Genomic DNA, 11,815 nt, shown 5'->3' with positions numbered 1-11,815 from the left:
GCGGCCAAAGGCCACGGCCACCGATCAGCCCAACCCGTCAGTGGCAATTCTGTCCGCTGGACATGGCAATCGGGCCTGTCGCCAATTGCTGTTCGTTTCTGAAGCCGAGGTAAAACAACTCGAGAAGTTGTCCGGCGGCCGTGTGGGCGGCCGCGCCATCGGGGCTTATGCCAAGATATTGGCACCGGCCCACAAGGGCGCGCTTGAGCAGCTCTATGTCACTGTCCGACAGAATAGGTTGGTTCATACCCGCTCCGATGAGTGTGTGAGCTATCTGCCGTCACTCCACAGCGTGGTGCAATAGGGTGAATCTAGCCTCCGGCCCTGCAGCATATGGTTTTCCACACCAATCGCGCTTGCCAAAGTCATCGGTTCGCGGAGAGGCGTGTTTTGGAACGATAATTGCATTGATGCTAATATACATATGCCCAGAGTTGGGAGGGTGCCATGTGTTCAAGCAGATCGTGCCAATTTCCTACAATTTGGCTGCTTATGCGTGTTGGGGAACGATACAAGCCGGTTGACACCGTCATGGGTGCGGCGGAACTGCTCCTTCAGGAGTGGCCGCTCAGCGCCGGTGATGAATATCTGAATGCTCTTCAAGCCTGCCTGACTGCGCTGAAAGAGAATGGGCCGAGTGAGGCCGTTGCAGAAGCGCTCATTCTGGCGGCAGACGAGGCACTCATTTGTTACCTCAGCATTGTCAAACGCCGAACGCCGGCCGGGCGGATGAATAGGTTGATATCGCGTTCCCGTTACCGCGTCCCAAAGGAAACGTTGACCCTGGGTACGAGTACTAGGCTTTGACCAACGCCCTCATTTGGGGGCTGACCAGATTGAGAATCATGCCCACTGTGAAAATGAAATGGAGACGACGCATATGACGGGTTTTGACGGCACGAAAGTGCGATCCCAGATCAGCCTTGTGAAAGGCGCTTGGGTCGTGACCATCTACAATGGCAGCCATACCGAAAATCGATCGTTCCGCAACGAGATCGACGCGCGCGAGTATGGCAAGGCCCGGATCGATCAGCTGCGGTCGGCCCAGGATAACATACGGATCGATCCGAAAGTCACCTGACCGTCCGGTTAAGCCGTTCACATTCATTGACCGCTTCGCAGAAAGCTATCGCCTTCTGCCCGCAAACGCCAGCGAACCACTTGTTTTACCGAAGTGAATCGCAATGACGGTAAACGGAGTGCTGGACCGGCAGGATGCGATATCCCGCCGGCCAGGCACGAGCCTCGTTAAATCAAAGCACGCTGACGTTTTCGGCCTTCGACTTGCCGGTCTTGCGGTCCTGGCCGATCTCGAAGCTCACCTTGTCACCTTCTCTGAGCGAGCTGCCGCGCTGCAGGGAAGAGACGTGAACGAAGACATCCTGTCCCCCATTTTCAGGCGTGATGAAACCAAAGCCCTTGTCGTCGTTAAAAAATTTCACAGTACCGGTAGCCATGACAGTTCCTTTTGAATTCCAGAGCCATTTGACTCCGTGACTGCGCTTTTTACAGCGGCATTGCTTGCCTATCAACCACCAGCAACGCGATAATCGTGGTCAGGCATTTTCGTGACATGGATTGGAAGGCATTAGAGTGACCCAGCATGGCGACTACCGCATCGAGCCCCGCGTTCCAGGGATCGACGATTACCTGCGATTGCGGGACGTGTCGGGTCTTAGCCCCTTTTCGCGCGAGGCCGCCGAAAAGGGGCTGCCCAATTCGATTTTTGGCGTCTGCCTGATGAACGGTGACGCTGTTGTCGGCATGGGCCGCATCATCGGCGACGGCGGCTGTTTCTTTCAGGTCACCGATATCGCGATCATGCCGGAACACCAGGGAAAGGGGCTGGGCAAGATGATCATGGCCGCACTGACCGGTTATATCGAGAGCCAGCTGCCCAAAACTGCCTACATAAGTCTGGTCGCCGACGTCCCGGCAAACCGTCTTTACCAGCAGTTCGGTTTTACTGAAACCGCACCCCGCTCCGTCGGGATGGCGCGCAAAGTGCGTTGAGAGGCGGCGGTGTGAGGACCGTCGATGATTTTGCCTTTCGACGGCTCCTCAAGCTCAGCCAGCCGGTTAGTCGATCCTCAGGCCCAGTCCGTAATCATTATCGGAGACCTTATCCATCCAGGTGACGACATTTCCATCGAGAGCCTCGGCGACGGCAAAATGGGTCATGGGCTCGCTAGCCGAAGCGCCATGCCAGTGTTTGACCATGGGCGGTATCCAGACGACGTCGCCGGGTCCGACCACCTCGACAGGGCCGCCGTCCTTCTGCACCCAGCCCTTGCCGGAAACGATAAACAATGTCTGGCCGAGCGGATGCGTGTGCCAGGCGGTGCGGGCGCCGGCCGTGAAAGCAACCGTTGCGCCGCTGATTCTGGCCGGCTCGTTTCCCCGGTAGTGTCCGGAAACCTGAACTTCGCCGGTGAAATAGTCCGCCGGCCCCGCCGCCGGCGTGGCGTTTGCCCTGGTAATTTGTAAATGCACGGCCGGTTCTCCCGTTTTCGTCGCATGCGCGGCGGCTTTGCGGCTTTCGAAGACACGCTGCAGGACCGGCACTGCCGACATGGCGCGCGGCCATCCGGCGTAAAAGGCCGTTTGGGTGACGGCTTCGGAGGCTTCTGCGCTGCTCAAGCCGTTGTCCATCGCCCGGTTGGCATGGAACGGCAATTGTTCCGGCTGGCCGATGGCGATCAGCGCCGACATGGTGACGAGGCTCCGGTCGCGCGCCGAGAGGTCCGGCCGCTGCCACAGATCGCCGAAAAGCACGCGGTTGGTCAGGTCGGCAAGTGCTGCGGCCGTGGGAGCGACCGTGGCATTGACGGAAGCCGATCTTGCAGCTTCGGCAACAGCCTGAAGTTCGAGACGGTCCGCGCCGCTGCTGGCAATGGCGCCGATGTTGCGTTCGTCGAAGACCTTCTTCGTCTCGGCCACTGCGGAAATCGCATTCGGCCAGCCGGAATAGAAGGCGAGATGGGTGATCAGTTCGCCGATCTCCTCCGGCGTCACGCCATTATCGAGTGCGCGGCCGACATGGCCGGCGATCTGGGCGGTTTTTCCGGTCGAGACGATGACCGAAACCGTGACAAGGCTGCGGTCGCGTGGTTTGAGTTCGGTGCGCTCCCAGACTTCGCCGAAAAGCACGTCATCGGTGAAATGGCCAAGGCCGGGCGCCACGTCGTAGACGGCCGGCGGAGCGACGCGCCGCCGTTCCTCCTGCGCCTGCGCACCCGTTGCTGCGAGGGCGGACATGGCGATGCTTGCGGCAATATTCTTCATTTGATTTTCCTCTTTGATCCGGTGTTCGTCTGCCATTGCCAGCTTAAAGGCCTGTCGCCTTCAGGAGCTGTTCCGGATAGCGCTCACCTTCGATCTGGATGTCTGCCGCAGCCTTTTCGATGACGGCAAGGTCAGCCTGGGTCAGCTCGACATCCACTGATGCAAGGTTTTCCTCGAGGCGATGCAGCTTGGTGGTGCCGGGGATCGGAACGATCCAGGGCTTGCGGGCCGAGAGCCAGGCAAGTGCGATTTGTGCGGGCGTGCCGCCTTTTTCCGCCGCGATCGACTTCAAGAGATCGACAAGTGCCTGGTTCTTTTCCATTGCCTGCGGTGTGAAGCGCGGCAGGATGGCCCGAAAATCGCCTTCGCCAAGCTTGGTATCCTTGCTCATCGCGCCCGTGAGGAAACCCTTGCCGAGCGGGCTATAGGGAACGAGGCCAATGCCAAGTTCCTCACAGACGTCCAGAATACCGTTTGTCTCCGGGCCCCGCGTCCAAAGCGAATATTCGTTCTGAAGCGTTGTCACCGGCTGAACGGAATGGGCACGGCGGACGGTTTGAGGGCCGGGTTCGGAAAGGCCGAAATGCCGGACCTTGCCGGCAGCGATCAGGTCCTTGACGGCGCCGGCAACATCTTCGATCGGCACACCCGGATCGACACGATGTTGATAGAAGAGGTCTATGACCTCGATCCCGAGACGCTTCAGCGAGGCGTCGCAAACGTTGCGGATATGCTCGGGCCTGCTATTGAGGCCTGACTGCTTGCCATCGGCAATGTTGAAACCGAATTTGGTGGCAATGACGACCTGATCGCGCACCGGCGCCAGAGCCTCCCCGACCATCTCTTCGTTGGTGAACGGGCCGTAGACTTCAGCAGTGTCGAAAAAGGTGACGCCGCGATCGACTGCCTGGCGGATGAGGGCGACGCCTTCCTGCTTCGTGACCTTGCTCGCATAGCCGAAATCCAGCCCCATGCAGCCAAAGCCGATGGCCGAAACTTCCAGACCGGTTTTGCCGAGAATGCGCTTTTTCATGTCCTGTCTCCATTGATAACGGCGGGGCGCGCCAATACGCGCACACGATCATCCGCATGTCCTGTTGGGGAACAGCGGGAGATCAACGCGTCGTTAAGTGAAAATAGCCATGGCGGTCTCATTTGATTAGATGCTAAGTTGTGCATGAACCTATACTTTGGATTCATGAATGAAGCGCGATGAACTGGGCGATCTCATCGCCTTCTTGACGGTGGCGGAAGAGCGCAGCTTCACGCGGGCAGCCGCCCAGCTTGGAACGTCGCAATCGTCGCTGAGCCACACCGTGCGCCGTATCGAAGAGCGGATGGGGGTGCGGCTTTTGACGCGGACGACGCGCAATGTCGTTCCCACAGAGGCTGGCGAGCAGTTGATGGAGACGCTGCGTCCCGCCTTCAATGATATCCGCAGCCGGATCGATGCGTTGAGCGCGATGCGCCAGAGCCCCGGCGGCACGATCCGGATCACCTCCAGCCGCCATGCGGCCGAGACCATTCTTATGCCTGCCGCAAAAAGGCTGATGGCTGAATATCGGGACGTCAATATCGAGATCTCAATCGACCAGCGGTTCGTTGATCTCGTCGCCGAACGGTATGATGCCGGCGTGCGGCTTGGCGAGAGTATCGAAAAGGACATGATCGCGGTTGCGATCGGCCCGGAGCTGCGGATGATGGTCGCCGGCTCGCCGGGTTACTTCGAGCGCCATCCCAGGCCGCAGACACCGCATGATCTGACGCAGCACAATTGCATCAACCTGCGTCTTCCGACGCTTGGCGGATTATATACTTGGGAATTCGAGAGGGACGGCCGTCCGCTCAACGTGCGTGTCACCGGCCAGTTCATCTGCAATGACGTCCCGATGATCATCGATGCTGCGCTGGATGGGCTGGGTCTCGCCTGCCTTCCTGACGATCACCTTGGCCCATTGGTCGACGAAGGGCGTCTCGTTCCGGTGCTGCAGGATTGGTCTGCACCATTTCCGGGATATCACCTCTATTATCCGAGCTGCCGGCTGGCATCCCCGGCTTTCGCACTACTGGTGGAGGCGCTTCGCCTTCGATAACCCACGCGGTGAAGCTCAACTGGCGATCGTTCGTCTTTCCAAACGGTTTGCGCGCCCGCAATGAGACGCGCAAACAGTTGGACATGGGGCGGATATTGCACCCGCTAGGACATGATGAGGCCGCCATCGACATTGATGGTCTGGCCGGTGATGTAGACGGCGTCGGGAGATGCAAGGAAGGCGACCAGTGCGCCAACTTCGGCGGGTGTGCCGGCCCGGCCCATCGGGATGCCTTCAACCCATTCCGCCATCAGTTCGCCGGGGCCATATTCGCCGAGCATCTGACCCCATACACGGTCGTTGTAATCCCACATCTCGGTATGGATGATACCAGGGCAAATCGCGTTTGCCGTGATGCCTTCACGCGCGAGTTCTTTCGCAAGGCTCTGGGTCAAGCCGACCACGCCGAATTTCGACGCGGCATAATGCGGCGTGTAGATGAAACCCTGACGGGCCTGGCCCGAGGCGGTGTTGATCAGGCGGCCCTTCGTGCCGCTGGCGCGGAAGCGGCGGACGGCTTCCTGGCAGCACAGGAAGACGCCCTTTGTGTTGACGTCGAGATTGAGGTCCCATTCCCGCTCGGTCAGGTTCTCCACCTTGGCAATCGTGATGACGCCGGCATTTTGGACGGAAACCGAGATGGCACTCAGCTTCGCCTCGGTCTCCCCGTAGGCTTCTTTCACGGCTCCCGCGTCGGTCACATCAAGGCTGAGGCCGATCACTTCGGCGCCGGTTTCCTGCGCCAGCGCTTCGGCCGCTGCCGGCGTGTCTTTTTCGATTGCGGCGATAGCAATCTTTGCGCCTTCTTCGGCAAAGCGCTTGGCGATGCCGCGGCCGATGCCCTTGTTGCCCCCGGTCACAAATACCGTCTGGCCTGCGAAACGTTTCATGGTCTTTCCTCCATATTGCGCAGCAGGCCGAAGGCTGATCCGGGAATGGATCAGGCCGTGAGCCGTGCCGCTGTGAACTTGTCGGTCACAAGCACATCGATGACGCCCAGTTTCAGGGCGCCGGCGATGGCCAGTGTCTTGGATTCGCCGCCGGCCAAAGCCATGACGCGGTTGGTTTTGCGCAATTCGTCAAGCGAAAGGCCGATAACGCGGTCGTTGAGCGGCGTTTCCACCGGCTTGCCGGCCTTGTCGTAGAAGCGGTAGGAAATCTCGCCAACCGCACCCGCCTCATGCAGCATCGCCATTTCCTGGCGCGAAAAGGTATTGCCGGACCGCGCCAGGAGTTCCGACGGTTCGACCGCGCCGATCCCGACGATGGCAAGGCTGAGACGGCCAAAAAGGTCCATCGTTTCGCGCACCACCGGGTCTGCCAGCATCACGAGCTTGGCTTCCCGCGAGGAGGTGATGCCTTGCACAAGCAGCAGCCGTGCCTCGCCGCCGGTGAGTTTCGCCAGACGGGCCGTCAGTTGCGTGGCATGGGTCTGCACCGACGAGTCGCCCATGCCGCCGAGAATTTGCACGATATACTTGGCCTTGGCGTTCTTCAGCGGGTGGATATTGTCCACCATGCGCAGGATCGTCTGGCTCCAGCTGGAGACGCCGACGATTTCGTCCTGCTGCAAGGTGACTTCCAGAAAATGGGCAGCGGCTTCACCGATCCGCGCCATGATCGCACCATCGCGGTCCTCGGAACAATCGATGACAATGGCTTCGGTCAAGCCATATTGATCCCGCAGCGCCGTCTCCAGCTCGGCAAAGGTGCCCGCCGGCGGGATGACTGTGGTGCGTACGATGTCTTCCTGTTCAGCCCGCTTCAGCATCCGCGAAACGGTGGCCTGCGACATGTGCATGGTTTCGGCAATCTCGGCCTGCCGTTTGCCCTCGACATGGTACATCTGAGCAATCCGGGCGATCAGTCGCAACTCGTTGAGCCGTCCCATGGAGATCTCCTACAGTGAATTTTTATTCACTCATAGATGAAGGGCTGGAAACGGTCGAGCGGTAGATTGCATCCTGCCAGACTTGCAAGCGTTCCGGCGTATCCCCGGCGCGCGGGGCTATCGGATTGCCGATGCGCGGCAAAGCCGCGATTGCCGCGAGATCGGGCCAGACACCCAGCGACAGTCCGGCAAGATAGGCTGCTCCAAGGGCCGAGGCTTCCGGCGCGTCACATTGGATGATGGCGTGGTTCAGCGTATCGGCCACGCATTGCATCAGGAAATCATTGCGGCTCGGCCCGCCGTCCGCATAGAGCCGTCCAAGCGGGGCAGGAGACTGCGACGCCATAGCCCTGAAGACGTCGTGGACCTGGAAAGCGATCGAATCCGTCACGGCGCGTGCCATCTGGGCGCGTGTTGTCCCGAAGGTGATGCCCGCAAACAGCGCGCGCGCATCGGAGTGCCAGTAGGGGGCGCCGAGGCCGACAAAGGCGGGCACGAAGCCAGGACCACCGGACTGTGCGGTGGCTGCAAGTTCGGTCAGGGCCTGCACGTCGGGAAGCCCGAGCATCTCGGCCATCCATGGAAGAGATGCTGCGGACACCAAAATATTGCCCTCGAAGGCATAGGTCGGCTTGCCGCCGATCGACCAGGCGATCGTCGTGGTGATGCCTTGCTCGGGCGCAATGAAACGCGGAAGCGTCGTCATGATCGACGAGCCGGTGCCAAAGGTCACCTTGCCGTCGCCGGGATGGAATGCGCCATGTCCAAACAGCGCGGCATGGCTGTCCCCGATGGCTGCGGCAATCGGGATGCCGTCCGCAAGGCCTGGCACATTGCGGGTTACGCCAAACCGGGCGGCGCTGTCGCGGACTTCGGGCAGTGTGGATTTAGGCACGCCAAAGAGCGCGCAGAGTTCGTCGCTCCAGACCTGATTGTTCAGATCAAAAAGCTGACTGCGGGCGGCATTGGCCGTGTCGCACGCATGCACCGCGCCATCCGTGAAACAATGGATTAGCCACGCGTCGATCGTGCCGAGCCGGATGTCACGGCCTGAAGGGACGCGGTCGAGCAGCCAGCGCATCTTCGGGCCGGGGAACATCGGATCGATCGGAAGACCGGTCAACGCTTGCACGCGCGGCGCATGGCCGGCCGCGATCAGTTCTGCACAAGCCGGTGCACTGCGCCGGCATTGCCAGCTGACCACCGGACCAAGCGGTTCGCCCGTAACCGCATCCCATACGGCAACGGATTCGCGCTGGTTGGAAATTGCGATGCCGAGGATGTCGATGGCAGGACCGGCCTTCAGACAGGCGGCAATGGCTTCCTTTACCGATTCCCACACGCGCATCGGGTTTTGCTCGACCCAGCCGGGCTGCGGATGTTCTATCCCAACCGGGGACGATCCACGCGACAGGATTTCGCCGGCGGTGGAGACAAGCACAGCCTTTGAATTCGTGGTGCCCTGGTCGATGGCGAGGATGGCGGTCGTCATGGCGGCTCCGGAAAGCAGGAATTGAGGGCGCGGCCCGGGAGGTCCGGCCGCGCCCGGCACGAACTCTAAACCCTACATCAGGATGCGCGGTTAGACTTGCGTGCAATCAGCGCAATCGCCGCTTCCGCGACGGCCGCGGGGGACATGCCGAATTCGTCGAGCAGGAACTCGGCTGATCCGGTCGGTGCGAAGATGCCGGGTACGCCGAGGATTTTCATGGGCACGGGCGCTTCCGCCACCACAACCTCGGCAATGGCCGAGCCCAGGCCGCCAAAGGTCGAGTGTTCTTCTGCGGTTAGGATTGCGCCGGTCTGATGAGCCGCTGCCACCACGGCATCGATGTCGATCGGACGAACTGTGGCCATGTTGAGAACGCGCGCTTCGATGCCCTGAGCCGACAGTATTTCGGCGGCTTTCACCATCCGGTGCGTGAGCGTGCCATTGGCAATCAGGGTAATGGCATCGCCGTCCCGCAGCAGGTTTGCCTTGCCGAGTTCGAACGTATGATTGGCCGGCAGCAGATCCGGCACGCCGACGCGCGATAGCCGAAGGAATACCGGGCCATCATAACGCGCCGCCCATTCGACCGCCGCCGCCGTCTCGATGGAATCGCAGGGTGCAATAACCGGAAGATTGGGGATGACGCGCGTCCAAGCAAAATCCTCGATCGAATGGTGCGTCGGGCCGAGTTCGCCGTAAGCCATGCCCGAGGAGATGCCGATCAGCTTCACATTCGCATTGGAATAGGCGATGTCGGCCTTGATCTGTTCCAGCGACCGGCCAGTCAGAAAGCAGGCAGCGCCACAGACGAATGGCAGCAGGCCGCCATTGGCCAGGCCCGCGCCGACACCGACCATGGTCTGCTCGGCGATGCCGACATTGACCAGGCGTTCCGGCCATTTCGACTTGAAATTTCCAAGCTTGGAAGAGCCGACGGAATCGTTGCACACCGCGACGATCTTCGGATTGTCCGCGCCGAGGCGTTCGAGCACGGCAACGAAAGCATCGCGGCAATCGTGCAGCTTGGGGGAGTTCGTCACGTCTGTCATCAAAGGGCCTCCGAAAGCTCAGCCACGGCAATCTTGTACTGGTCAGCGTTCGGCACCTTGTGATGCCAATCGACGGTATCCTGCATGAAGGAAATGCCATGACCCTTATTTGTATGGGCAACGATGCAATGCGGGCGCGAACCGCGCTTTTCGAGAGCCGGAACGATCTCGTTCATGACGTTGCCGTTGATCTCGCTGACATCCCAGCCGAAAGCTGAGAGCTTGGAGGGGAAAGGCGCAAGATTGTTGGTGTCTTGCAGCGATGCCCCCTGCTGAAAGCGGTTGTGGTCGATGATCAGCGTGAGATTGTTCAGGCCGAACTGAGCAGCCGACGCGATGGCCTCCCAGTTGGAACCCTCCTGCATCTCGCCGTCGCCGGTCATGACATAGGTGTGATAGGCAGCACCGGTCAGCTTGGCCGCTTTCGCCATGCCGACGGCAACCGGCAGGCCGTGGCCGAGCGGACCAGTGTTGGTCTCGACGCCGGGCACCTTGTTGCAATTCGGGTGGCCGTTGAGACGCGAATGCGGCTTTAAAAACGTGCTCACCTCTTCCTCAGGGATAAAGCCCCGTTTGGCGAGTGTCACGTAAAGCGCGAGGGCAACATGGCCTTTGGACAGGACAAACCGGTCCCGCTCCGGGTTCTTCGGCTGATCCGGCCAGATACGCAGAACGCGGAAATACAGCGCCGTCAGAATGTCGATGGCGGACATTTCCCCGCCGATATGGCCGGCGCCAGCTTCGAAAACCGCTTGCAGATCGCGCAGACGGATCTGTTGAGCGATACGGTCGAGATCGTTCGGCTGCATGAAACCCTCTCTGTGAATAAATATACAGTTGCCTTTATATTTGCATGGACTTCTGGCAAGTCAAGCCAAAACGTGACTGTCCCGGCGAAAAATAAGCACTTGATGATGTATTGACAGTCAGATTAATGCCAGTTACGAATTTACACACGTTAGTGAATATTTATGCGTACCGCTCACTCCATGTAGCGGTCGGGCTTGGAGGAGAAGCGCTGATGGTGGCGGCAATCAAGGAAAGACGGGCTTTTGCCGGCGGATTGCTTCCGTCCCTGCGTGGGGCGACCGGCCCGCTGATCGGGCTCATCGTGCTCTGCCTTTTCCTCACCTTCGCGACAGACAAGTTCATGTCGGTGCGGAATTTCCTCAATGTGCTCGATCAGATCACCGTCCTTGGCGTCATGGCCGTGGGCATGACGCTGGTCATTCTCATCGGCGGCATCGATCTTGCCGTCGGCTCGGTCATGGCGCTGGCCATGATGGTGCTCGGCTATCTCAATGTTGTGCTCGGAGTGCCGATGCCGCTGGCGATCGCGCTGGCGCTTTGCGCCGCCTCGCTGAACGGATTGATCGCGGGATTATTGATCACACGATTCAACGTGCCGCCCTTCATTGCAACGCTCGCGATGATGTCGATTGCGCGTGGCATCGCCAACATGATCACCGACGGCCAGCAGATCATCGGTTTTCCCGCCTGGTTCAACATGATGGCCATCGTGCGTTTCGGCGGCTTCGTGACGTTGACGGTTGCCGTGATGGTGGTGGTTTTCATCATTGGCCTTCTCTATCAGCGTTACCGCCATGGAGGCCGGGTACTTTATGCCATCGGCGGGAACCCGGAAGTGGCACGCCTTGCCGGCATCAATGTCCAGCGCGCCACCGTTCTCGTCTATGTGGTGTGCAGCTTGCTCGCCGGCCTCGCCGGCATGGTGCTGGCGGCCCGGCTCGATTCCGTTCAGCCGTCTTCGGGCGTGTCCTATGAACTCGATGCGATTGCTGCGGTCGTGATCGGCGGCACCTCGCTGTCGGGCGGCACCGGCGGCATCGGCGGCACGATCATCGGGGTTCTGATCATCGGCGTGCTGCGCAATGGTCTCAACCTGCTCAGCGTCTCGCCCTTCCTGCAGCAGGTCATCATCGGCGCCGTCATCGTGCTCGCCGTCACGGCGGAAACCTACCGCAAGCGCAAATAGGAATTTCAT

13 protein-coding genes are annotated in these 11,815 nt (G+C 60.1%); 4 read left to right on the top strand and 9 right to left on the bottom strand.

Translation table 11 applies throughout. From position 1 onward, the window contains the following. Nucleotides 1-37 precede the first annotated feature (37 nt). The gene (locus ASD32_RS07715; protein WP_060637428.1) at nt 38-247 is read right to left on the bottom strand and encodes a hypothetical protein; all 210 of its coding nucleotides are present in this window, start codon (nt 245-247) and stop codon (nt 38-40) included. A 633-nt stretch (nt 248-880) separates the two neighbouring features. Between ASD32_RS07715 and ASD32_RS07705 the strand changes: the two genes are divergently transcribed. After that, on the top strand, nt 881-1,081 hold the full coding sequence (locus tag ASD32_RS07705) for a hypothetical protein (RefSeq protein ID WP_156383094.1): 201 nt from the start codon (nt 881-883) through the stop codon (nt 1,079-1,081). Nucleotides 1,082-1,253: 172 nt separating this feature from the next. Here the strand turns inward: ASD32_RS07705 and ASD32_RS07700 are convergent, their stop codons facing one another. Further along, nucleotides 1,254-1,457, bottom strand: a complete 204-nt coding sequence (locus ASD32_RS07700) for a cold-shock protein (protein ID WP_060637425.1) — start codon at nt 1,455-1,457, stop codon at nt 1,254-1,256. Between the two features lie 136 nt (nt 1,458-1,593). Here ASD32_RS07700 and ASD32_RS07695 point away from each other — a divergent pair, with 136 nt between their 5' ends. Next, nucleotides 1,594-2,013: a GNAT family N-acetyltransferase gene (locus ASD32_RS07695; RefSeq protein ID WP_060637424.1), complete on the top strand. Its 420-nt coding sequence runs from the start codon at nt 1,594-1,596 to the stop codon at nt 2,011-2,013. A gap of 66 nt (nt 2,014-2,079) precedes the next feature. Here the strand turns inward: ASD32_RS07695 and ASD32_RS07690 are convergent, their stop codons facing one another. Together ASD32_RS07690 and ASD32_RS07685 are read right to left on the bottom strand one after the other, a co-directional pair. Next, nucleotides 2,080-3,285, bottom strand: coding sequence for a carboxymuconolactone decarboxylase family protein (locus ASD32_RS07690; protein ID WP_060637632.1), 1,206 nt, complete (start codon nt 3,283-3,285; stop codon nt 2,080-2,082). Nucleotides 3,286-3,328: 43 nt separating this feature from the next. Then, on the bottom strand, nt 3,329-4,318 hold the full coding sequence (locus ASD32_RS07685; protein WP_060637423.1) for an aldo/keto reductase: 990 nt from the start codon (nt 4,316-4,318) through the stop codon (nt 3,329-3,331). Between the two features lie 169 nt (nt 4,319-4,487). Between ASD32_RS07685 and ASD32_RS07680 the strand changes: the two genes are divergently transcribed. Continuing rightward, on the top strand, nt 4,488-5,378 hold the full coding sequence (locus tag ASD32_RS07680; RefSeq protein WP_060637422.1) for a LysR family transcriptional regulator: 891 nt from the start codon (nt 4,488-4,490) through the stop codon (nt 5,376-5,378). Between the two features lie 104 nt (nt 5,379-5,482). Here the strand turns inward: ASD32_RS07680 and ASD32_RS07675 are convergent, their stop codons facing one another. From ASD32_RS07675 to ASD32_RS07655, 5 genes are all read right to left on the bottom strand, one after another. Further along, complete coding sequence (locus ASD32_RS07675) at nt 5,483-6,268, bottom strand: SDR family oxidoreductase (RefSeq protein ID WP_060637421.1); 786 nt, start codon at nt 6,266-6,268, stop codon at nt 5,483-5,485. Nucleotides 6,269-6,318: 50 nt separating this feature from the next. Then, a complete protein-coding gene (locus ASD32_RS07670) occupies nt 6,319-7,269 on the bottom strand; it encodes a sugar-binding transcriptional regulator (RefSeq protein ID WP_060637420.1) in 951 nt (316 codons plus the stop codon). Nucleotides 7,270-7,291: 22 nt separating this feature from the next. Further along, nucleotides 7,292-8,761 carry an FGGY-family carbohydrate kinase gene (locus tag ASD32_RS07665; RefSeq protein WP_060637419.1) on the bottom strand — a complete coding sequence of 490 codons (1,470 nt, stop codon included), beginning with the start codon at nt 8,759-8,761 and terminating at the stop codon, nt 7,292-7,294. 77 nt (nt 8,762-8,838) lie between these two features. After that, nucleotides 8,839-9,810: a transketolase family protein gene (locus tag ASD32_RS07660; RefSeq protein ID WP_060637418.1), complete on the bottom strand. Its 972-nt coding sequence runs from the start codon at nt 9,808-9,810 to the stop codon at nt 8,839-8,841. Further along, entirely contained in the window at nt 9,810-10,619 is an 810-nt protein-coding gene (locus tag ASD32_RS07655) for a transketolase (RefSeq protein ID WP_060637417.1), read from the bottom strand. Before ASD32_RS07655 ends, ASD32_RS07660 begins: the two co-directional genes overlap by 1 nt. Nucleotides 10,620-10,831: 212 nt before the next feature. On the opposite strand from ASD32_RS07655, the gene ASD32_RS07650 reads away from it, so the two are divergent. After that, the gene (locus ASD32_RS07650) at nt 10,832-11,806 is read left to right on the top strand and encodes an ABC transporter permease (protein ID WP_060637416.1); all 975 of its coding nucleotides are present in this window, start codon (nt 10,832-10,834) and stop codon (nt 11,804-11,806) included. Nucleotides 11,807-11,815: the final 9 nt, after the last annotated feature.

It is taken from the genome of Rhizobium sp. Root483D2 (assembly GCF_001426685.1).
GTDB lineage: Bacteria > Pseudomonadota > Alphaproteobacteria > Rhizobiales > Rhizobiaceae > Pararhizobium > Pararhizobium qamdonense.
This window is presented reverse-complemented; position numbering and strand designations above follow the sequence as displayed.